Here is a 19964-nt window from a genome sequence, read left to right as displayed (position 1 = left end):
AAGCAGACCGAGGCGGAACTGGTGGACGTCGCCGACACCGTCGTCGTCGCGCCTTCGGCCGACTACTCGTGGCTGGGCTCGCACTAACCCTCCACAGACGCCATGAACGGTCCGTTCATGGCAGCAAAGCGGGGGTGAGCGCGGATGTAGTGGCGGTGTAGCGGCGCTCGGCAGTCTCTTTCTTGTTCGCAGTCACCGGGGCTCCAGACCCCGGAACCAGAGGGAGACAGCATGCGCAGCAAGAAACTCTGCCAGGTCGCCGCCATCTCGATGGCACTGATGTTCGGCGGCGGGGTCGTCGCGACAGCCGCCTCGGCCACCCCGGCCCCCGAGATCTCCGCCTCGGCGGTCCCGAACGGCGACACCGCCACCGACTCGCCCGAGGCGATCCAGGCCTCGCGGACCGCCGATCAGGCGATCGCCTGGTACAAGAGCAAGACGGGCAGCACCGCCTACGAGCACTACTGCGAGAAGGCCGCGCGCCTTTCGTGGGCCCGGACGACGCACCACGTCAGCGCGATCGAGCACTGGAAGTCCAGCGACGGTGTCCGGCACACCACCGGCGTCCCGCCGAAGGGCGCGTTCGTGTTCTGGGGCATCTCGCAGTACGGCCACGTGGGCATCGCGGACGGCACCGGCCACGTGTGGGCGACCGACGTCAACAACCGCATCGGCTACACCACGACGCACCACTTCAGCAGCTACCTCGGCTGGAAGGCCGGAAACAGCAACTGACGCATCAGGGGGCCAGGGCGGCGGCGGAGGGGATCCGCCGCCGCTGTGCCTGCTCCAGCAGCGCCAGTCCGACCATTTCCCCCTGCCGGTTACCGGTCTCCCGGAAGACGCGCAGCGCGCGGTCGCACACCCCGCGTGCCTGCACCGGCTCCCCGGCGGCCAGCAGCGTCTGCCCGATCCCGAGCAGGGCGTGGGCGCTGCAGCGTTCATCGTCCATTTCCTCCAAAATGGACAGTGCGAGTCTCAAGCAGGTCAAGGACTCCGGCAGTCTGCCGGTGGTGCGGTGCAGGGTGCCGAGCTCGGTGAGGACCTTCGCGTCGCGATGCGGGTCACCGATCTCGCGGGCCAGCTCGCGAGCGCGGCCGAGCCAGGTTTCGGCCTCGGCGTACTCGCCGAGCAGCATGTGCGTGGAGCCGATCGAGTTCCGCATCTGCGCGACCCCGCTGTGATCCCCGGCGCGGGCGAGCCCGTCGAGCGCGCGCCGGTAGAACCCGATCGCGTCGGACGGGCGCCGCCGCACCCTGGCGACCGTGCCCAGCCCGGCGATCGCGAGCGCCTCGCCGCGGACGTCGCCGAGCTCGGCGAACAGGGCCGCCGACGTCCTCATGTCCTCGGTCGCCCGCTCGTATTCGTCGTGGTAGAGCCAAACCTGGCCGAGGCCGCGCAGGAGCACCGCCTGACCGGCACGGTTTCCGGCCGCCACCACGACGTCCAGCGCGAGCTGGTGGCTGCGCCGCCAATCCTCGTAGAGCCCGCGCAGGTCGTAGTACGGCACCGCCGCGGCGGTGAGCTGCCAGGCGACCTCGTCGAGCCCGGCGTCGGCGGCGAGCTGGACGGCGCCGGTGAGCAGCTTGCGTTCGGCGGTGAACCAGCCCAGCGGGTCGGCGACGAGCCGCTCGACCGTGGCCCGGCCGAGCAGGCGGCCGACCGGCGGCCCGGACATCGCGCCGAACGCGGGCGGCAGCGCCGCGGCGGCGGGCTTCACCAGGGAAAGCAGGCCGGTAAGCGCTCTCTCCAACGACAGCCGTCGTTCCTGAGGCGACTCGCCTGCCAGCACTTCGGCCGCGTAACAACGCAGGAGGTCGTGCAGCCGATAGCGCGGATTCCCGCCGGAGTCCATCCCTGCCAAGGAGATCAGGTTCGCGTCGACCAGGACGTCGAGCACGTCGTGCGCGCCGCTGCTGTCGAGCAGCGCGTCGAGCACCCAGCTCGGGAAGTCCTGTGGGCCGAGCAGGGCGAGGCGGCAGAAGGCGTGTTGCGCGGCAACGGAAAGCTGACGCAGGCTGAGCTCGAAGCTCGAGCGGACACCGAGCTCACCGGCCCGCAGCTCGCTCAGCCTGCTCGATTCGTCGGCAAGCCGGTCGTGCAGCGTCCGCAGGCTCCACGCCTGACGGCCGGCCAGCCGCGCGCCCGCGATCCGGATCGCCAGCGGCAGATACCCGCAGCACCGCACGATCGCGGCGGCCTCGGCCGGTTCGCCGCGCACCCGGTCCGCGCCGGCGATCCCGGCCAGCAGCAGCCCGGCCTCCCGCTCGCCGAACACGGTGAGTTCCAGCTGCCGGGCCCCGGCCAGTTCGGGCAGCCTGCCGCGGGTCGTGATCAGCACGGCGCACCCGGCGCCGGCGGGCAGCAGCGGCCGGACCTGCTGCGCGGTGGCGGTGTCGTCGAGCAGGAGCAGCACCCGGCGGCCGGAGATCCGCGAGCGGAACAGCGCGGCCCGCTGGTCGAGCCCGGCCGGGACGGCGTTGCCGGTGACCCCGAGCGCGTGCAGGAAATCGGCGAGCACCTCGGCGGGATCACGCGGCGCGCCGGTGGCCGCGAGGTCGACGTAGAACTGCCCGTCGGGGAAGCGCGCGGCCAGCCGGTGCGCCACGTGCGTTGCCAGCGCGGTCTTCCCGGTTCCCGGCGGCCCGGTCAGCACGGCCACCGCGGGCGTCCCGCGATCGGCGCACAGAGCGAGTTCCAGTTCACGCACGTACTCCTCGCGGCCGGTGAAGTCCGGGATGTCCGCCGGGAGCTGGCGCGAGGGCGAGATCTCGCGGGGCTCGTCCGCCTGGACCTCCTCACCGCTGAGGATCGCGGCCTGCACGGCCCGCAGCTCCGGGCCCGGTTCGACCCCGAGCTCGGTGACCAGCCGTTCGCGCGCGGTCGCGTAAGCCTGGAGCGCCTCGGCCCGGCGGCCCGCGCCACGCAACGCGAGCAGGTACTGCTGCCACAACCGTTCGCGGTACGGGTGCTCGGCGAGCAGCACGATCAACTCGGCGATGGCCTGGTCGTGCGCGCCGAGCCGCACCTGCAGCGCCAGCCGTTCCTCGACGGCGGCGAGCCTGCCTTCCGCCAGCCTGCCCAGCTCGGCGTCCCAGGCGGGCACGATCGGCAGGTCTTCCAGCGGGGCACCGCGCCACAGCGCTTCGGCGGCGGCGAGCAGCGACAACGCCGACCGCGGCGAGCCGTCCTCGCGAGCCTGGGTCGCTTCGGCGACGAGCTGGGTGAACCGGTGCGCGTCGACGTCGGCGGGCGCGACCACCAGCGAGTAGCCCGAGCCGTGCGTGCGCAGGCCGGTACCTTCCGGCGCTTCCGGGAGCCGCCGCCGCAGGCGCCAGACGTAGGTCTGCAGGTTGGCCGTGGCCGAGGTCGGCGGTTCCCGCGGCCAGAGCACCTCGATCAGCTGCCCCGGCGAGACGAGCTTGTTCGCGTTCAGTAGCAGATGTGCGAGCAGCACCCGCTGTTTCGTGCCGCCGAGCGGCAGGTCCTCGCCCCCCACCGTCACCGCCAGCGACCCCAGCAACCGGAACCGCACGGTCGAATCCCCCATGGCGCTACCCCACTCTCCCCGAGCCGAAGGTGACACTGCGGATGAGAGTGTCACAGTCACGGGAGGATGACCATGGCCTGCCCGATAGGTCCCGAAAGTCCCGATCGGCGTGAAAGCGGGGGTGAGGGGCCGGGGCTCAGGGCTCGTTCGACAGGACCGAAACGACTTCCGACACCGGGCGCAGGTGCTGGTGCAGGATGCGGGTGGCCTCGGGTTCGTCGTTGCGCTCCAGCGCCGCGACCAGAGCGCAGTGCTCCGCGTCGATGACCGGCAGGCGCTCAGGGCGGGCTTCCAGCGCGCGGACGGCGACGCGCTGCTGGCGTGAGCGCAGGGTGTCGTAGAGCTCGGTCAGCACCGAGTTGCCCGCCGCGTTGACGATCGCGCGGTGGAAGCGGCGGTCGAAACCGGAGACGGCGAACCAGTCGCGGGCCCGTTCCGGCGCGTTCCATCTCGTCGATCAGCTCGGCCATCTCCGGCGGGGCGCCGAAACCGCGGGCACACAGCTCGGCGAGCGCGTGGCCCTCGATCAGGCGGCGGCTCTGGTAGACCTCTTCGAGCTCACGCGCGGTCACCGTCCTGACCTGGGCGCCTGCTGGCCGGGATCGTCTGCTACACCGTGGTTCTCGGCCGCGTCGAACGCATGCCCGCTCCCCCTTCCTGAGAGGACAACAAATGGTTCACGTCGCGGTGGCGCAGTTCGCGCCCGGCAACGACAAGCAGGAAAACCTCGAGCGGATCACGCGGCTCGTCGGCGACGCCGCGGACCGCGGCGCGCGCGTCGTGGTGCTGCCCGAGTACGCGATGTACACCGTCGCGGTGATGGACGAGCGGTTCGTCACCACCGCGGAGGAGCTCGACGGCGAGTTCGTCACCGCGCTGCGCGGGCTCGCGAAGGAGCGAGAGATCACCGTCGTCGCCGGGATCAACGAGGCGCTTCCCGGCGAGCGGCGCATCTCGAACACGCTGGTCGCGGCCGGGCCGGACGGCGCGATCGCCGCGCTGTACCGCAAGCTGCACCTCTACGACGCGTTCGGCTTCCGCGAGTCCGACGTCGTGCGCCCCGGCGAGATCGTGCCACCGGAGACGTTCGAGCTCGACGGGTTCGTCTTCGGTCTGCAGACCTGCTACGACCTGCGATTCCCCGAGGTCACCCGCCGTCTCGTCGACGCGGGCGTGACCGCGCTGCTGCTCCCGGCGGAGTGGGTGCCGGGGCCGCTCAAGGAGAACCACTGGACGACGCTGGTGCGCGCCAGGGCGATCGAGAACACGATCTACGTCGCGGCGTCGGGCCAGACCGCGCCGACCGGCTCCGGGAACAGCATGATCGTCGACCCGATGGGCGTGCTCGTCGCCTCGCTCGGCGAGCAGGCGGGCGCGGCGGTCGGCGAGCTGTCAGCGGACCGGCTGGCGGAGGTCAGGGCGAAGAACCCCGCGCTCGCACTGCGGCGGTTCACGGTGGTCCCGAAATAAAGAATTCGCGTGTCGCCACGCCGAGCCGCTAGGTTCCTGGGACGCCCTCAAACGGACGAGAGGAGGTGGGCACCGTGATCTCTGTGACGATCATGCGCTCCCGCCTCGCCTTGAGGGCTCCCAGGACCTGACCGGGAGCGCACCACCTTCCCGGAAAGGCTTTGCCTGTGACCGATCTGGTCATCCGCCCGCTCATCGCGGGCGAAGAACACTTCTTCGACAAGCTCATCGACCCGGCGTTGCCGTTCTTCGGCAGCAGCTACCGCGAGCTGGCCGCCAGGGGCGAATACCGTCCTGAATGGACCTGGATCGCCCTGCGCGACGACGTCGTCGTCGCCCGTGCCGCCTGGTGGGCCGGCCAGCACGACACCGAACCGATGATCCTCGACTGGTTCGACTTCACCGACTCCGACGCCGCGGTCGAACTGCTGCGGATCGCCGGCACGAAGGGCGAATACGCGCTGAAACTCCCCGCCGGCTGGCGTGACGACCCAGCCGTGTTCGCTGCGGCGTCGGCCCGCATCGACGCCGCGGTCGCCGGCGGGTACACCCCGCTGGTCGAACGCTACCGCTACCGGTGGACACCGGACTGCGGGCTGCCGGAGCGGCCCGGCAGGCTCGAATTCCGGCCGGAGCCCGACAACGACGTCATCCTCGACGTCTTCCGGCGGCTCACCGAGGGCAGCCTGGACGCGCACGCGCGCAGGCTGGTCGCCGAGTCGGGGGTGGAGGCGGCGGCGCAGGACGACCTGGACTTCCTGCTGTGGATGCCCGGCCCCCGCGAGTGGTGGCGGCTGGCGTACACGCCGGACGGCGAGCTCGTCGGGCTGGCCGTACCGGGGCGCAACCACAACGACCCGGTGACCGGCTACATCGGCGTCCTGCCCGAGCACCGAGGGCACGGCTACGCCTACGACCTCCTGGTCGAGGCGACCCATCTCCTCGCCGCCGAGGGCGTCGACCGGATCGTCGCGAGCACCGACGTCCCGAACCTGCCGATGGCGAAGGCCTTCGCCAAGGCGGGCTACCCGATCACCGAACACCGCTACGACTTCGTCTGACGGTCTGCTTACTGCCCCTGAAGGCCACCATGACGGCGTTAGACGCCGTCATGGTGGCCTTCAGGGGCATCTGCGTCTTGACGCGGGGAGGTCCACGGGCGTTGAATTAAACGCATGACTAATTCAGCGATCATCGTCGACTCGCTGCGGGTCCGCCGGGGTGGCCGCGCGGTCGTCCGGGACGTGAGCTTCGAGGTGCCCCGCGGGGTCGTCACCGGGCTGCTCGGGCCGAGCGGGTGCGGCAAGACGACGTTGATGCGCTCTATCGTCGGCGTCCAGCTCGTCGAAGGCGGCACCGTGACCGTGCTCGGCCACGCCGCGGGCAGCCCGCCGCTACGCAGGCTGATCGGCTACGCCACGCAGAACCCGGCGATCTACGCCGACCTCACGATCACCGAAGCGTTGCGGTACTTCGCTTCCGTGCTCCGCGCACCACTGTCCGATGTGGACAGGGTGATCGGCGAGGTCGGCCTCGGCGACCACGCGGGCAAGCTGGTCGGGTCACTGTCCGGCGGGCAGCACAACCGGGCGAACCTCGCCGTCGCGCTGCTCGGCAAGCCCGAGCTCCTGGTGCTCGACGAGCCCACGGTGGGCCTCGACCCGGTCCTGCGCGACGAGCTGTGGGCGCTGTTCCGCCGCCTCGCCGACAGCGGCGCGACGCTGCTCGTGTCCAGCCACGTCATGGACGAAGCCGCCCGCTGCGACCGCCTGCTGCTGATGCGCGAGGGTGCTCTCCTCGCCGACGAAACCCCCGCCCGCCTGCGGGAACGCACCGGGGCCACCGACCTCGAACAGGCTTTCCTGCGCCTGGTCCGCACGACGGAGGCGAGCACCTCATGAACCCCGCACTCACCATGGCCACCGCCCGGCGCATCCTCACCCAGCTGCGGCACGACCCGCGCACGGTGGTGATGCTGATCGTCGTGCCGTCGCTGCTGATGGTGCTGCTGCGGTTCGTGTTCAACTCCGAACTCGTGTTCAGCCACGTCGCGCCCGCGCTGCTCGGTGTCTTCCCGTTCCTGATCATGTTCCTGATCACCTCGATCACGACGTTGCGCGAACGCACCACGGCCACCCTCGAACGGCTGATGACCCTCCCGATCGGGCGGCTGGACCTGCTCTTCGGTTACGCGCTGGCGTTCGGCGCGATCGCGGTCGTGCAGGTCGCGCTGGCCGCCGGGCTGTCACTGGCCTGGCTCGGCCTCGAGATCACCGGCTCGATCGGCATGCTGATGCTCATCGCCGTGCTCGACGCGCTGCTCGGCATGGCGCTGGGGCTGTTCGTCAGCGCGTTCGCGCGCACGGAGTTCCAGGCCGTGCAGTTCATGCCCCTGTTCGTGCTGCCGCAGATCCTGCTGTGCGGGCTGTTCATGCCACGCGGCCAGATGGGCTGGCTGCTGAACTGGCTGTCCGACGTGATGCCGCTGTCGTACGCGGTCGAAGCACTGACCAGGGTCACCACCTCCGGCTCGATCGACGGCGTCATCGTGCGCAATCTCCTGATCGTCGCCGCCTGTGCCTTGGCGGCGCTGATGCTCGGCGCGGCCACGTTGCGCCGCCGGACGCCGTGACGGGGCTAGATTGTCCACATGGGATCCGAGTTCGAACGGCTCGCAGCCGAGAAGTACGTGGTTCTGACGACCTTCCGCAAGACCGGGGTGGCCGTGCCCACCCCCCTCTGGGCCGCCGGGCGCGACGGTGAGCTGGTGATGTGGTCCGAGCGCAAGGCAGGCAAGGTCAAGCGCATCCGCAACAGCGGCCGCGTCGAGGTCCAGGCCTGCGACCTGCGCGGCCGCGAGACCCACGGCGCCAAGGTGACCGGCGTCGCCCGCCTGCTCGACGACGAGGACACCGAGGCCGCCCGCAAGGCCGTCGCGAGGAAGTACGGCATCATCGGGCAGGTGACGATGTTCTTCAGCCGCCTGCGCGGCGGGCCGCAGCGGACCGTCGGCATCGCGGTGAAACTCGACGGCTGACCACCCGGCCGAGCTAACCACCTTGACACAAGATCGAACGCATGTTCGACTGAAGTGCCGCGGGGCGGCACCGCCCTTCAACCTGCGAAAACACGGTAAAATCACCGGGATGCCCGAGGAGGTGGAGAACGATGGCGAACGCTCACGACGTGGCCGCGGCAGTGCTGACCAGAACAGGCACGATCACGACCATGAAGCTGCAGAAGCTGGTCTACTACTCCCAGGCCTGGCATCTCGTCTTCCACAACGTGCCGATGTTCGAAGAGAGAATCGAAGCGTGGCCACAGGGCCCGGTGACCCCGTCTCTCTACGCCCAGCATCGAAAGCAGTACGAAGTAGCCGACTGGCCACGCGGACACGAAGGACGGCTTGACTCCCCGGAACTCGAAACACTGACCTGGGTATTGGACAAGTACGCAGGCTTCTCGGCCGAGTCCCTTTCCCGGATGACACACATGGAGATTCCTTGGAAGACCGCCCGGGGAATCCTCGGCGACAACGAGAAGTCGTCCGCTCAGATCTCACTGGCCCAGCTGCGGCACTTCTACTCGAGGCAGCGGACGGATCCTGACGTGGCAGTGGCACAGGCCGCCGCCAGCTCGGCCATCGAGGGCGTCGACCTCGACGACGAGTGGCAGAGGAAACTCCGCGACGTCGCCTCGGGCACACTGACCGCGGACGAGCTTGTCGCGGAGGAGATCCGGAGAGCCCGGCTGCAGTGAACGATCCGTACAGCCTGCCCGGCGACCGATGCCTGCGTAACAAGCTGGGGATCACCGACTCCGAGAAGCTCAAAGAACTCGAAGCACGCATCGTCAGTACGCGCGATGTCGAGCTCGCCAGGGAAAGCCTGCCCGGCGAATACAACCTGGAGCACCTTCAAGCTTTTCACCACGCCCTGTTCCGGGACCTCTACGGCTGGGCGGGCCAAACCCGGACTGTCGACATCACCAAAGAGACGTCAACCTTCTGCAGCTGGCGATTCGTCGACGACCAGACCTCGGCGGTGCTGGCCGGGCTTGAAGGACACGGCTGGCTGATCGGGCTGAACCGGGAGAGTTTCGTCGCGCTGCTCGCCGAATACTACGGCGAGCTCAACGCCATGCATCCCTTTCGAGAAGGAAACGGCCGGACGCTGCGAGCCTTTCTTCGTCAACTTTCGGCGGCCGCGGGATGGCGTCTGGACTGGTCGGCCTTGAACCGGTCGGACAACGCCGCCGCCGCGCGCCACAACTTCCGGACGGCCGACGCCATCGAACTGGTGAAGGTCTTGGATCCGGTCGTCGTCCGCATGTAAACCCTGCCGTCAACGCCGCCGCCGGTTCCGGGGAGACCAGGGCCGCGTTCACCGCCACCGGCACGATCGACCGCGAGGACTCCGGGATCTCGGTCAACCTGCCCTCGACAGGCGGCGGGGTCGTGGTCGGCGACAAGATCTCGATCACCCTCGAGATCCAGGCCGTGCTCGACGAGTCCTAGAACTCGGCGACGGCGGCGAGGGCCTCGGGGAGGGTGAAGTTGCCCGCGTAGAGCGCCTTGCCGACGATCGAACCCTCGATACCGTCGCGGACCAGTGCCGCCATCGCGCGCAGATCGTCCACACTGGACACTCCGCCGGAGGCGATCACCGGCGCGTCGGTGCGGGCGGCGACCTCACGCAGCAGGGCGATGTTCGGGCCGCGCAGCGTGCCGTCCTTACTGACGTCGGTGACCACGTAACGCTGGGCGCCGTCCGCGTCGAGGCGGTCGAGCACCTCCCACAGGTCGCCGCCGTCCTGCGTCCAGCCGCGCGCGGACAGCCGGTGCCCGGCTTCGGTGATCCGCACGTCCAGCCCGATCGCGACGCGGTCGCCGTAGGACGAGACCACCTTCGCGGTCCACTCCGGGTCCTCCAGCGCGGCGGTGCCGAGGTTCACCCGGCGGGCGCCGGTGGCCAGCGCGGCCTCCAGCGAGGCGTCGTCGCGGATGCCGCCGGACAGCTCTACCTGGACGTCCAGCCTGCCGACGACCTCGGCGAGCAGCTCACGGTTGGAGCCCTTGCCGAAGGCGGCGTCGAGGTCGACCAGATGGATCCACTCCGCGCCGTCGTTCTGCCAGGCGAGCGCCGCGTCGAGCGGGCTGCCGTAGAACGTCTCGGAGCCTGCCTCGCCCTGGACGAGTCGCACGGCCTGGCCATCGGCCACATCAACGGCGGGAAGGAGTGTGAAAGTCACCCGCGCAGCCTAAATGGTGCCGTTTGGAAGTCTGTCAGGGGTCTCTGACCCGGGGTGTCCGGGTGGCGCCTACAGCGTCGCGACCCAGTTGCGCAGCAGCTGAGCCCCGGCGTCCCCGGACTTCTCCGGGTGGAACTGCGTCGCCCACAGCGGGCCGTTCTCGACCGCCGCGACGAAGTCCTCGCCGTGGTGGGCCCAGGTGACCCGGGGCTGCTGGCCGGACAGCCCGGAGTCCAGCTCCCAGGTGCGCGCGGCGTAGGAGTGGACGAAGTAGAAGCGGGCCTCGGGGTCGAGCCCGGCGAACAGCTGCGAGTCCGCGGGCGCGCGCACGGTGTTCCAGCCCATGTGCGGCAGGATCTCGGCGTTCAGCCGCTCCACCGTGCCCGGCCACTCGGCGGCTCCCTCGGTCTCGACGCCGTGCTCCACCCCGCGCTCGAACAGGATCTGCATGCCGACGCAGATGCCCAGCACCGGACGGCCACCGGCCAGGCGTTTGCCGATGATCCGCTCGCCGGACACCGAGCGCAGGCCCTCGGCGCAAGCGGCGTACGCGCCTACGCCGGGCACCACCAGCCCGTCCGCTTCGAGCGCGGCACGCGGGTCGGCGGTGACCTCGACGTCGGCGCCGGCGCGCACGAGGGCGCGCTCGGCGGAGCGGAGGTTGCCGGAACCGTAGTCCAGAATCGCGACGCTAGGCACGGTGTCCAGGTTAGTCCGCCGCTCCGCCCGGCCCTCAGCCGCGCCGGAAGGCGTAGACGTCGGTGCCCGTGTTGCACGGCGACGGCGGTACGACCTCCACCCGCAGGGTGGCGGTGGGCACGTCGTAGTCGACACCCTCGGTGACGAACAGGCCCGGACAGGTGCTGACCAGCGGCACCTGTCCGAGTGACTTCACCCGCGCCCGGGTGTCGCCCGCGCGCACCGCGTGCGTCAGGTCGATCTGGAGCAGCTGGAAGTTGGTCGCGTACAGGTCGTTGTCCGGGTCGGACGTGGCGCAGAGCAGGCGGGTCTCGGTGACGAAGTCGCAGCCCTGGGCGTTGCGGATCGGGTGGTCGAGCAGGATGCGCCCGGACAGCGGCAGCTCGCCACCGGCCCGCGGCGCGCGCGGGTTCTCCCCCGGCGTCGGGAACACGAACAGGCGGTCGAGCTGCCCGAGCGCGCCGGAGGTGAGCCAGCGGCCGTCCGGGGTCACCGCGACCTGCGCGTTCGCGTTCGCCGCGGGCTCCTCGGGCGTCAGCGTGTGGAGGTACTCGGTGGTCTGCCCGGTGGGGCTGGTGACCTGGTACATCTTGTTCGGCGCGGGGATGTCGCGGGTGTTCTGGTAGGCGTCGTAGACGTACCCCCGCCGGGAGTCGGGATCGCCGACGTGGCCCCAGCCCTCGTCCTTGAGCGCCTGCGGGATGGTCTGGCCCGCCCGGTAGAGCAGGGCGGGCTCTTGTCCGGGTGCCCGGACGGTCGTGATGCCCTCACCACTGACGGCGTTGTCGACGACCGTGTGGGAGATCTGGCGCCAGCCCGCGATCGGGCCGGTCGGCCGAGCAGCCGAAGCCACTCCCGTCGTGGCCAGCAACCCCGTGCCCGCCAGCACCAATACCCGGCTCAGCAGACCAGCCGTCCTACCGCGTCCACACTTCACTATCGCTCCTCACGAGCAGTGACCTGGCGGCGGCGAGCGGAATCATGTCACGGCGGCCGGGCGGGCAGGACCGCCGATCGGAGGAAGGATCTTCCGGGCACGGGCGTTTGAACACTCGAACGAGCGGGTATCACTCGATCGAGTGGTGGCGTGGTGGAACGCCACCGGCCAGGAGATCACGATGGCGGACGCCGACAGGCTGGACCAATTGTTCGACGCTTGGCGCGAAGACATCGAAAGTGTGCCGTTTCCGCAGTTCAGCGAGCTGCTGATTCCGGCGCAGAAGTCACGCGCCAGATTGGACCCGGCCTCGGTCGGGCGGTTGATCGACTCGATCCCGCGAAGTCTGCCGATGAGCAATGTCACGCCGTGGCGGGACGCCTGACGGCCCCAAGGGCTACAGAGCGAAGCGGTTCCTGTGGTTCCCTTCGGGGAGAGAGCAGAACCGCACCCCAGGAGAAGCCGCATGAGCAGCAGCCCGGATCCGCACGACTTCCTCGACCTCGACGCCGAGCTCACCGAAGAGGATCGCGCCATCCGTGACGCTGTCCGGTCCTACGCCCGCGACCAGCTCCTGCCGAACGTGGCGGAGTGGTACGAGTCGGGATCGCTGCCCGCCAGGGAACTCGCCAAGGGTTTCGGGCAGCTCGGCCTGCTGGGCATGCACCTGGAGGGCTACGGCTGCGCGGGCACCAGCGGGATCGCGTACGGCATCGCCTGTCGTGAGCTGGAGGCCGTCGACTCGGGACTGCGCAGTTTCGTGTCGGTGCAGGGCTCGCTCGCGATGTACGCGATCTACAAATGGGGCTCCGAGGACCACAGGCAGGAGTGGCTGCCGCGGCTGGCGGCGGGCGAGGCGCTCGGCTGCTTCGGCCTGACCGAGCCGGACGCGGGCAGTGACCCGGGCAGCATGCGCACGCGCGCGGTCCGCGACGGCGCGGACTGGGTGCTCAGCGGCACCAAGATGTGGATCACCAACGGCACGGTGGCCGACGTCGCCGTGGTGTGGGCGCAGACCGACGACGGGATCCGCGGGTTCGTCGTCCCGACGGACACCCCTGGCTTCACCGCGAACGAGGTCAAGCACAAGCTTTCGCTGCGCGCTTCGTTGACCGCCGAGCTCGTGCTCGACGGCGTCAGGCTGCCGGAATCGGCCGCGTTCCCCGAGGTCCGGGGCCTGCGCGGGCCACTTTCATGCCTCAACGAGGCCCGCTACGGCATCCTGTACGGCGTCGTCGGCGCCGCCCGCGCGTGTTACGAGGCCGCGCTGGACTACACGCTGACGCGCGAGCAGTTCGGCAAGCCGCTCGCCGGTTTCCAGCTGACCCAGCGCAAACTGGCCGACCTGCTGGTCGAAGTCAACCGCGCCGGGCTGGTCGCGCACCGCATCGGGACGCTGAAGGACGCCGGAAAGCTGCACCACACGCACGTCAGCTTCGGGAAGATGGCGAACGTGCGGTCCGCGCTCGACGTCGCCCGCACGGCGCGCTCGATGCTCGGCGCCAACGGGATCTCGCTGGAGTACCCGGTGATGCGGCACATGTCGAACCTCGAAACCGTCCTCACCTACGAGGGCACCGAGGAGATGCACGCGCTCTCGCTGGGCCAGGCCGTCACCGGCCTCGCCGCGTTCCGCTAGCCGTCCGCCGCTGCCGCTGCGGCCGCAAAAGCGTCGTAGGTGTGGATCCAGCCGAAGCGCTCGGGGAAATGACGCAGGCCCTCGTCACGGGCGACCACCTCGGGGCCGTCCGGCAGGTGGAGGGCGGCCGAGGTGTCCCACGAGCTGCGCTGGATGACGCGGGTGCGGCCGCGGCGCAGCAGCTGGTAGCGGGCCAGCGCGTCCGGGATCGTTTGCGCGGCAAGACATTCCGCGAGGACGACGGCGTCCTCGATGGTCTGGTTCGCGCCTTGGCCTTGGTGCGGCAGCATGGCGTGGGCGGCGTCGCCGAGCAGCACGACGCGGCCGTCGTACCACTGCCGCAACGGCCGGTGCGCGAACAGGCCCCAGCGCTGCGGCGTCGCGCCCAGGAGCATTTCCGCCACCGCGGGGTGCCAGCCGTCGAACACACCCAGCGACTTGCCCGGATCGTCCCCGGCCACCCAGGCGGGTTCGGTCCACTCGGCGGGTTCGTCGACCACGGCCAGGAAATTGATCACCGCGCCGCCCGCGATCGGATAGTGCAGCAGGTGCCCGCCCGGGCCGAGCCAGCTCTGGATGGAGGACGGGTCCGGCAACGACGGCAGCTTCTCGACCGGTACGAGACCACGGAACCCGCTCGTGCCCGAGTACACCGCGGGCGCGTCAGGCCCGGCCAGCAACCGGCGCACGATCGAGTGCACACCGTCGGCGCCGACCACGAGATCCGCGGCCACCGTGTCACCGGAAGCCAGCCGCACCAACGCTTCGCCCTCGGTCTGCTCGACGCCGATCACGTCGGCGCCGAGCCGCACGGGCAGCCCCCACGCCTCCACAAGGACGCGCTGGAGATCCGCGCGATGAAGGCTGTAGAGCGGGCTGCCGAACATCTCGGTGTAGCGGTCATCGAGCGGGTACGCGGTGATGCGGGTCGCGTCGCGGCCGTTGCGGTAGACGAGTTCGGTCTGCACCGTGGCGTGCCAGGCGAGCCGGGTGCCGAGGCCGAGCCGGTCCATCAGGCGGCTGCCGTTGGCGGCCAGCGCGACGGCCGCGCCGGCCTCGCTCAGCTCCGGCGACCTTTCGAGCACCTCGGCGTCAATTCCCTTTTCCCGCAAGGCGATCGCGAGCGTGAGCCCACCGATCCCCGCCCCGACGATGGCCACCCTTGGCCTCGGTGAAGTCATGATCCCAAGTTAGCGAGCACCGGGCTTCACTGACAGTAGGTGTCAGGGAACTCCGCCTAATGTGCCCAACCATGAACGACTTCGCCGAGCACCAGGCCGTCCTGGAACTACGCCGGTACACCGTGGTTCCCGGCCGCCGCGACGAGCTGGTCACCCTGTTCGAGCGCGAGTTCGTCGAGAGCCAGGAAAACACCGGCGCGCACCTGTTCGGCCAGTTCAGGGAGCCCGCCGAGCCCGGCCGGTTCGTCTGGGTGCGCGGCTTCGAGAGCATGGCGGCGCGACTGAAGGCGTTGACCGCCTTCTATTACGGCCCGGTGTGGAAGCAGCACGGCCCGGCCGCGAACGACACCATGGTCGACGCCAGTGACGTGGTGCTGCTGAAGCCGTCCGGCCCCGGTTTCCCCGCCCCCGCGGCAGCGCGTCCCCCAGCGGGTGAAGGCAGGCGGCCGTCGTCGCGCGTGATCGTCACCGTGTGCCACCCGACCGGTCCGGTGGCCGAGTTCGCGGAGTACTTCCACCGGGTGGCGAGCCCGCTGCTCACCTCCGCGCAGGGCCACCCGCTGGCCTGTTTCGAGACCGAGCGCGCGGAGAACACGTTTCCGCGGCTCCCCGTGCGCGAGGACGAAACAGTGTTCGTGTGGTTCACCTTCTTCGCCACCGCCGGTCAGCTCACGGCGCACGAACGCGCGCTGGCCGAATCCGCGCACTGGCGCGACGAGGTCCAGCCCGAGCTGACAGCGCGGCTCAAGCAGCCGTGGCAGCGCCTGGTCCTGGAGCCGACCCCGCGGTCACACCTGCGCTGAGAGCAGCTCCGCGAGACCGGCCGGATAGAGCGTCAACCGGCCCTCGGCGAACTCGCGCAGCGGACGCCAGCTGACCGGGCTGCCCTGGTCGAGCACGACACCGACCTCGTCACGCTCGTAGAGGGTCCGGTCCACGATCTCGGCTCGGTACAGGAAGACGATCTCGTGCCCCGGCTGGTTCTCGTACTCGAAAATGTTCTCCAGCACGCCGAGCAGCTCGAGATCCGACAGCTCCACCGCGAGTTCCTCACGCAGCTCACGGCGCAGTGCCTCGACGGCGGTCTCGCCGAACTCGATGCCACCGCCCAGCGGCCGGTAGTAGGTCTCGGCTTTCGTGCGGTCCCTGCCCTCGAACACCAGCAGATCGTCGTCACGGCGGACGATGGCAAGGGCGAGCGGGCGGATGGCGGGAGGTGTCGGCACACCGGGAACGCTAGCGGATGATCCGGCCCGGTGTTCGAGGAAAACCAGGCGCGCCAGCAGTACCGAACCCACGACGAGGACGACTCCGGGCGCCGCCCCCACCGGGACGGCGCCGAAGCGACCGCTCAGATGCCGAGGAACTCCTTGACGGACAAGGCGATCGACCCCGCGTCGAGGCCGTGCGCCAGATCGTGGTCGGCGATCTCCCCGTAGCTGCGGACCTCCGACTCCCGCCGCACGCCGAGCGAGCGCAGGCGGTGCGGGACGTCGGCGAGCGCCTCGGCGACCTGGTGCGCGGACGTCCCCGCGAGGTACGGCTCCACCAGAACGACGTCGGCCGTGCCCGTCGTGCGGACGGCCGCGAGCAGGCCCGCGGCGTCGAACGGGCGGATCGTCGAGGTGTACAGCACGGTGACGTCGCGGCCCTCGGTGGCCGCGAGGACGCGGTCAAGCATCGGGCCGACCGCGAGCACGACCCCGCGACTCCCCTGCCGCAGCGTCTGGAACCCGGCACCGAGGTGGGCCTGCGCGTTCTCCTGCGCCGAAAGCCGCAGGTACACCCGATCGTCGCCGGGTATCGACTCCAGCAGCAGCCGCCTGGCCTCCTCCCCGTTCCCCGGCACGTGCACGGTCCAGCCGGGCAGCGAGCCGATGAGCTCGACGTCGCCGGGGGCCTGGTGGGTGCGGCCAGCCGTGGGCATGTCGTACGACGCGCCGTAGGAGACCAGCACGGCGCCGACGTCCTGGTGGTTCAGGTCGAGCTTGATCTGCTCGAACGCCCGCTCGACGAGGAACGACGAGAAGGTGTGCACGATCGGCCGCATCCCGGCCAGCGCGAGCCCGCCGCCGACGCTGACCAGCAGCTGCTCACGGATGCCGACGTTGATCACCCGGCTGGGGTGCCGTTCGGCGGCGTGTGTCAGCGAGGCTGCGGAGATGTCGGCCAGCACCACGGCCACCCGCGCGTCCGCGCCGAGCACCTCCTCGGTGGTGGCCAGGAAGGTTTCCCGCATGTTCATCGGCTCAGCCCTTCGGTTCGACCACGGCGACGACGGCGAGCGGCCGCCCCGGATGTGGTGTGGTGAAAGCGGTGTGGAGTGCTTCGTGGTCCCGGCCGTCGACCGTGCGCGCGGCCCAGCCCTCGACCTCGAACCGCCGCGCGAGCCCGCCGGGCCAGCCGTGGCTGGCGCTGGCGTTGTCGATCGCCACCACGGTGAGCTGTTCCATGCCCGCGCGGCCGGCAAGCGCGATGGCCTCGTGGTTGGACCCCTCGTCGAGCTCGGCGTCACCGACGAGCACCACCACCTTCGCCCGGTCGAGGTGGCGTGCGCGCAGGCCGAACACCGTGCCGAGCGCGAGCGGCAGGCCGTGCCCGAGCGAGCCGCTGGAGATCTCCGCACCGGGCACCCGCGTCCGGTCCGGGTGGTAGCCGAGCCGGGAGTCCAGCCCGCCCCAGCCCGCGAGCTCGTCCTCGTCGAGGAAACCCTTCGCGGTCAGCACCGCGTAGTAGGCCATCGGCCCGTGTCCCTTGGACAGGAGGAACCGGTCGCGGGCGGGTTTGCGGATCGTGTCCGGCGAAATGTCCAGCACGCGGTCGTAGAGCACCCACAGGACGTCCAAAGTGGATTCCGCCGCCCCGGCGTGCTTCTCGTCCCCAGTCATCAACGCGATCAGGCGCGGCAGGTCCGCGTATCCCTGTTTTGTCCCGGTAGTCATGGATCCCAGCCTGCAACCTCGACTTAGGTCGAAGTCAAGGCTAGCCTGATCAGGTGACCAGGCTAGCCGAACACCTCAGCATCGGGCAGGTAGCGGAACGCAGTGGCGTGCCCCACACGGCACTGCGGTTCTACGAGGACAAGGGGCTCATCAGTTCCGAGCGCTCCGCGGGCAACCAGCGGCGATACCCACGGTCGGTGCTGCGGCGGATCGCGTTCATCCGCGCCGCGCAGCGGGTGGGACTCAGCCTGGAGGACATCAGCGCGGCGCTGTCGAGCCTGCCGGGCGACCACGCGCCGACCAAGGCGGACTGGGCGCGGCTGTCGCGGGGCTGGCAGGACGAGCTGGACGCCAGGATCGACGCGCTGCAACGCCTGCGGGACAGGCTGACCGGCTGCGTCGGCTGCGGGTGCCTGTCCCTGCGCAGCTGCGGGCTGTACAACGCGGACGACCAGATGGCCCGGTTCGGGCCGGGCGCGGGCAAGCTGCGGCCCGCCGTGGAGGGCGGCTTCTGAAACCCGTTTGCCCGCCGGGCCTGGGTTGTGGCTGACTGGAGGCGAAATGGACGCCAAGAACCGCACCCGAGTCTCGAAGCGACTCTCCCTGCACCTGCGGCACGCACCGCGGGAAATCGGCCTGACCCTGGAACCGGGCGGCTGGATCGGAGTGGACACGCTGCTCACCGCCCTCGCGGCACACGGCCTCCGGCTCACCAGGGCGGAGCTCGAGGAAGTCGTGACGGGCAACGACAAACGCCGGTTCGCCTTCGACGAGCGCGGCGAGCGAATCCGGGCCAGTCAGGGCCACAGCGTCGACGTCGACCTGGCCCTGCCCACCGCGGAGCCGCCCGCGGTGCTCTACCACGGCACGGTGGACAGGTTCCTGGCCGCGATCCTGCGTGAAGGACTGCGGCCGATGAAGCGGCACGCCGTGCACCTGTCGACGTCCGTCGAGACAGCCACGACCGTCGGCGCCCGGCGCGGCAAGCCCGTGCTGCTCTCGATCGACGCGCGCGCAATGACCGAAGCCGGGCACGAGTTCCAGCTCAGCGCCAACGGCGTCTGGCTCACCGCCGCGGTTCCCCCGGAATACCTCAGCTGCCCCTGAAGGCCACCATCACGGCGTAAAACGCCGTGATGGTGGCCTTCAGGGGCAATCGCGTGAGGCGGGGTGGGTGGCGCGGCGGCGAGGGCGGCCCGCGAGCTTGCGGCCGACGTCGATCAGGGCCACGCGCAGCGTTTCGTCGTCGACGCAGGCGAGGTCCGGTGAGCCGCCTGCCATCGCGATGCCGGTCAGCGTCACCATCGCGGCGACGCGCTCGGTGACGTCAGGGTCGGGGCCAGCCAGGATCCCGAGCAGTGCGTCCTTGAACCCCTCCTCGCCGTGGATCGACTTCCCGATCGCCCTGCTGATGCCGGGATCGCTGGAGAACAGCGCCACGAGCGCGCGATGGCGGACCACGAGGTCGACGAAGCCGTCCAGCAGCTGGTCGACCTGCGCGCCACGCCTGCGCTGGCGGGCGGCCTCCATCAGGAGCAGGTCCAGCTCGCGGATCCCGGGCGCCGCCACGGCCTCGGTGATCTCGTCCTTGGCCTTGAAGTGGTAGTAGACCGCCGCCTTCGTCACGCCCAGCGCGTCGGCGATCATCTGCAGCGACGTGCCCTCGACCCCGTGTTCGGTGAACAGCCGCAACGCCGTGGTGAGCAGTCGTGTGCGGGTGTCCTCGACCGGACCGGCACTCATGCGTTTCTCCTCGTCAGTCCGGCTGAGAGTACGTCGGCGCTAGTCGATCGGCAAACTCGGTGCTAGCCGTGCGGCTAGTCACACACTTGCCGATCGGCTTGTAAGTCTGCTAGCCGATCGGCTAGCTTGGAGTCACTAGATCGAGTGAACAAGTCTTGCCGCCCCGACAAGTGATACGGAGCCTCTCGTGGCCAGCTTCCTGTACCGGCTCGGCCGGTTCTCGTTCCGGAGGCGAGCGCTCGTCGCCGCCGTATGGACCGCCGTCCTGGTGATTCTCGGGATCGGCGCGCTGACCCTGTCGGGGCAGCTGTCGAGTTCGGTGACGATCCCCGGCACCGAGTCGCAGCGGGCGATCGACCAGCTCGCCAGCCGGTTCCCGCAGGCCGCCGCCGGTGGCGCGACCGCTCGCGTGGTGATCGCCGCCCCGCCGGGCCAGACGGTCACCGACGCGGCGGGCAAGGCCGCTGTCGAGCGTGTCGTCGGTGAGCTGAAGACCGCGCCGAAGGTCGCCGCCGTGGTGGACCCGTTCCAGGCTCAGTCGGTCTCCCCCGAC

The 19964-nt window shown here is 70.2% G+C and carries 24 protein-coding genes; 14 read left to right on the top strand and 10 right to left on the bottom strand.

From position 1 onward, the window contains the following. Positions 1–231: 231 nt before the first annotated feature. Positions 232–735, top strand: coding sequence for a hypothetical protein (locus QMK34_RS41755; RefSeq protein WP_326420360.1), 504 nt, complete (start codon positions 232–234; stop codon positions 733–735). Between the two features lie 4 nt (positions 736–739). On the opposite strand, the gene QMK34_RS41750 is transcribed toward QMK34_RS41755, so the two are convergent. Continuing rightward, complete coding sequence (locus QMK34_RS41750; protein WP_326420359.1) at positions 740–3550, bottom strand: AfsR/SARP family transcriptional regulator; 2811 nt, start codon at positions 3548–3550, stop codon at positions 740–742. A gap of 136 nt (positions 3551–3686) precedes the next feature. After that, entirely contained in the window at positions 3687–3929 is a 243-nt protein-coding gene (locus tag QMK34_RS41745; RefSeq protein ID WP_326420361.1) for an FCD domain-containing protein, read from the bottom strand. Between the two features lie 293 nt (positions 3930–4222). Between QMK34_RS41745 and QMK34_RS41740 the strand changes: the two genes are divergently transcribed. The 7 genes from QMK34_RS41740 to QMK34_RS41710 all read left to right on the top strand — a co-directional run bounded on the left by QMK34_RS41740 (position 4223) and on the right by QMK34_RS41710 (position 9354). Then, complete coding sequence (locus tag QMK34_RS41740) at positions 4223–5020, top strand: carbon-nitrogen hydrolase family protein (RefSeq protein WP_326420358.1); 798 nt, start codon at positions 4223–4225, stop codon at positions 5018–5020. 167 nt (positions 5021–5187) lie between these two features. Beyond that, entirely contained in the window at positions 5188–6081 is an 894-nt protein-coding gene (locus tag QMK34_RS41735; RefSeq protein ID WP_326420357.1) for a GNAT family N-acetyltransferase, read from the top strand. A gap of 114 nt (positions 6082–6195) precedes the next feature. Next, positions 6196–6921 carry an ABC transporter ATP-binding protein gene (locus tag QMK34_RS41730; protein WP_326420356.1) on the top strand — a complete coding sequence of 242 codons (726 nt, stop codon included), beginning with the start codon at positions 6196–6198 and terminating at the stop codon, positions 6919–6921. Then, positions 6918–7652, top strand: coding sequence for an ABC transporter permease (locus tag QMK34_RS41725; RefSeq protein WP_326420355.1), 735 nt, complete (start codon positions 6918–6920; stop codon positions 7650–7652). Before QMK34_RS41730 ends, QMK34_RS41725 begins: the two co-directional genes overlap by 4 nt. 18 nt (positions 7653–7670) lie before the next feature. Further along, a complete protein-coding gene (locus QMK34_RS41720; RefSeq protein WP_326420354.1) occupies positions 7671–8057 on the top strand; it encodes a PPOX class F420-dependent oxidoreductase in 387 nt (128 codons plus the stop codon). 131 nt (positions 8058–8188) lie between these two features. Then, positions 8189–8779, top strand: coding sequence for a Panacea domain-containing protein (locus QMK34_RS41715; protein WP_326420353.1), 591 nt, complete (start codon positions 8189–8191; stop codon positions 8777–8779). Then, positions 8776–9354: a Fic/DOC family protein gene (locus QMK34_RS41710; protein ID WP_326420352.1), complete on the top strand. Its 579-nt coding sequence runs from the start codon at positions 8776–8778 to the stop codon at positions 9352–9354. The genes QMK34_RS41715 and QMK34_RS41710 overlap by 4 nt, the downstream gene beginning before the upstream one ends. Positions 9355–9532: 178 nt before the next feature. Here QMK34_RS41710 and priA read toward each other — a convergent pair whose 3' ends face one another. The 3 genes from priA to QMK34_RS41695 all read right to left on the bottom strand — a co-directional run bounded on the left by priA (position 9533) and on the right by QMK34_RS41695 (position 11906). Next, the gene (priA, locus tag QMK34_RS41705) at positions 9533–10270 is read right to left on the bottom strand and encodes a bifunctional 1-(5-phosphoribosyl)-5-((5-phosphoribosylamino)methylideneamino)imidazole-4-carboxamide isomerase/phosphoribosylanthranilate isomerase PriA (protein ID WP_326420351.1); all 738 of its coding nucleotides are present in this window, start codon (positions 10268–10270) and stop codon (positions 9533–9535) included. Positions 10271–10339: 69 nt separating this feature from the next. Further along, the gene (gene hisH, locus QMK34_RS41700; RefSeq protein WP_326420350.1) at positions 10340–10969 is read right to left on the bottom strand and encodes an imidazole glycerol phosphate synthase subunit HisH; all 630 of its coding nucleotides are present in this window, start codon (positions 10967–10969) and stop codon (positions 10340–10342) included. A 34-nt stretch (positions 10970–11003) separates the two neighbouring features. After that, the gene (locus QMK34_RS41695; protein ID WP_326420349.1) at positions 11004–11906 is read right to left on the bottom strand and encodes a hypothetical protein; all 903 of its coding nucleotides are present in this window, start codon (positions 11904–11906) and stop codon (positions 11004–11006) included. 181 nt (positions 11907–12087) lie between these two features. Between QMK34_RS41695 and QMK34_RS41690 the strand changes: the two genes are divergently transcribed. Next, a complete protein-coding gene (locus tag QMK34_RS41690) occupies positions 12088–12291 on the top strand; it encodes a hypothetical protein (RefSeq protein WP_326420348.1) in 204 nt (67 codons plus the stop codon). Between the two features lie 81 nt (positions 12292–12372). Then, complete coding sequence (locus QMK34_RS41685; RefSeq protein ID WP_326420347.1) at positions 12373–13545, top strand: acyl-CoA dehydrogenase family protein; 1173 nt, start codon at positions 12373–12375, stop codon at positions 13543–13545. Here the strand turns inward: QMK34_RS41685 and QMK34_RS41680 are convergent. Further along, entirely contained in the window at positions 13542–14726 is a 1185-nt protein-coding gene (locus tag QMK34_RS41680) for an FAD-dependent monooxygenase (protein ID WP_326420346.1), read from the bottom strand. The genes QMK34_RS41685 and QMK34_RS41680 overlap by 4 nt on opposite strands. 71 nt (positions 14727–14797) lie before the next feature. Between QMK34_RS41680 and QMK34_RS41675 the strand changes: the two genes are divergently transcribed. Beyond that, on the top strand, positions 14798–15529 hold the full coding sequence (locus tag QMK34_RS41675) for an NIPSNAP family protein (protein ID WP_326420345.1): 732 nt from the start codon (positions 14798–14800) through the stop codon (positions 15527–15529). On the opposite strand, the gene QMK34_RS41670 is transcribed toward QMK34_RS41675, so the two are convergent. The 3 genes from QMK34_RS41670 to QMK34_RS41660 form a co-directional block, all read right to left on the bottom strand. Then, the gene (locus QMK34_RS41670) at positions 15515–15952 is read right to left on the bottom strand and encodes an NUDIX hydrolase (RefSeq protein ID WP_326420344.1); all 438 of its coding nucleotides are present in this window, start codon (positions 15950–15952) and stop codon (positions 15515–15517) included. The two genes, QMK34_RS41675 and QMK34_RS41670, sit on opposite strands and share 15 nt — an antisense overlap. Positions 15953–16077: 125 nt before the next feature. After that, positions 16078–16971, bottom strand: a complete 894-nt coding sequence (locus QMK34_RS41665; RefSeq protein ID WP_326420343.1) for a transketolase family protein — start codon at positions 16969–16971, stop codon at positions 16078–16080. A 4-nt stretch (positions 16972–16975) separates the two neighbouring features. Next, positions 16976–17668, bottom strand: coding sequence for a transketolase (locus QMK34_RS41660; protein WP_326420342.1), 693 nt, complete (start codon positions 17666–17668; stop codon positions 16976–16978). 53 nt (positions 17669–17721) lie between these two features. Between QMK34_RS41660 and soxR the strand changes: the two genes are divergently transcribed. Together soxR and QMK34_RS41650 are read left to right on the top strand one after the other, a co-directional pair. Next, on the top strand, positions 17722–18183 hold the full coding sequence (soxR, locus tag QMK34_RS41655) for a redox-sensitive transcriptional activator SoxR (protein ID WP_326420341.1): 462 nt from the start codon (positions 17722–17724) through the stop codon (positions 18181–18183). 46 nt (positions 18184–18229) lie between these two features. After that, the gene (locus QMK34_RS41650; protein WP_326420340.1) at positions 18230–18775 is read left to right on the top strand and encodes an RNA 2'-phosphotransferase; all 546 of its coding nucleotides are present in this window, start codon (positions 18230–18232) and stop codon (positions 18773–18775) included. 39 nt (positions 18776–18814) lie between these two features. Here the strand turns inward: QMK34_RS41650 and QMK34_RS41645 are convergent, their stop codons facing one another. Further along, entirely contained in the window at positions 18815–19411 is a 597-nt protein-coding gene (locus QMK34_RS41645; protein ID WP_326420339.1) for a TetR/AcrR family transcriptional regulator, read from the bottom strand. A gap of 187 nt (positions 19412–19598) precedes the next feature. Here QMK34_RS41645 and QMK34_RS41640 point away from each other — a divergent pair. Further along, a partial coding sequence (locus tag QMK34_RS41640) for an MMPL family transporter (RefSeq protein ID WP_326420338.1) occupies positions 19599–19964 on the top strand: 366 nt, incomplete at its 3' end.

This window comes from Amycolatopsis sp. H20-H5 (genome assembly GCF_035828755.1).
Lineage (GTDB): Bacteria > Actinomycetota > Actinomycetes > Mycobacteriales > Pseudonocardiaceae > Amycolatopsis.
This window is presented reverse-complemented; position numbering and strand designations above follow the sequence as displayed.

Bases quoted from the DNA above. Each gene is read 5' to 3' on its own strand.
- QMK34_RS41755 (WP_326420360.1), top strand. From the start codon at position 232: ATGCGCAGCAAGAAACTCTGCCAGGTCGCCGCCATCTCGATGGCACTG.
- QMK34_RS41750 (WP_326420359.1), bottom strand. From the start codon at position 3,550: ATGGGGGATTCGACCGTGCGGTTCCGGTTGCTGGGGTCGCTGGCGGTG.
- QMK34_RS41740 (WP_326420358.1), top strand. From the start codon at position 4,223: ATGGTTCACGTCGCGGTGGCGCAGTTCGCGCCCGGCAACGACAAGCAG.
- QMK34_RS41730 (WP_326420356.1), top strand. From the start codon at position 6,196: ATGACTAATTCAGCGATCATCGTCGACTCGCTGCGGGTCCGCCGGGGT.
- QMK34_RS41725 (WP_326420355.1), top strand. From the start codon at position 6,918: ATGAACCCCGCACTCACCATGGCCACCGCCCGGCGCATCCTCACCCAG.
- QMK34_RS41720 (WP_326420354.1), top strand. From the start codon at position 7,671: ATGGGATCCGAGTTCGAACGGCTCGCAGCCGAGAAGTACGTGGTTCTG.
- QMK34_RS41715 (WP_326420353.1), top strand. From the start codon at position 8,189: ATGGCGAACGCTCACGACGTGGCCGCGGCAGTGCTGACCAGAACAGGC.
- QMK34_RS41690 (WP_326420348.1), top strand. From the start codon at position 12,088: ATGGCGGACGCCGACAGGCTGGACCAATTGTTCGACGCTTGGCGCGAA.
- QMK34_RS41685 (WP_326420347.1), top strand. From the start codon at position 12,373: ATGAGCAGCAGCCCGGATCCGCACGACTTCCTCGACCTCGACGCCGAG.
- QMK34_RS41680 (WP_326420346.1), bottom strand. From the start codon at position 14,726: ATGACTTCACCGAGGCCAAGGGTGGCCATCGTCGGGGCGGGGATCGGT.
- QMK34_RS41675 (WP_326420345.1), top strand. From the start codon at position 14,798: ATGAACGACTTCGCCGAGCACCAGGCCGTCCTGGAACTACGCCGGTAC.
- QMK34_RS41665 (WP_326420343.1), bottom strand. From the start codon at position 16,971: ATGAACATGCGGGAAACCTTCCTGGCCACCACCGAGGAGGTGCTCGGC.
- QMK34_RS41660 (WP_326420342.1), bottom strand. From the start codon at position 17,668: ATGACTACCGGGACAAAACAGGGATACGCGGACCTGCCGCGCCTGATC.
- QMK34_RS41650 (WP_326420340.1), top strand. From the start codon at position 18,230: ATGGACGCCAAGAACCGCACCCGAGTCTCGAAGCGACTCTCCCTGCAC.
- QMK34_RS41645 (WP_326420339.1), bottom strand. From the start codon at position 19,411: ATGAGTGCCGGTCCGGTCGAGGACACCCGCACACGACTGCTCACCACG.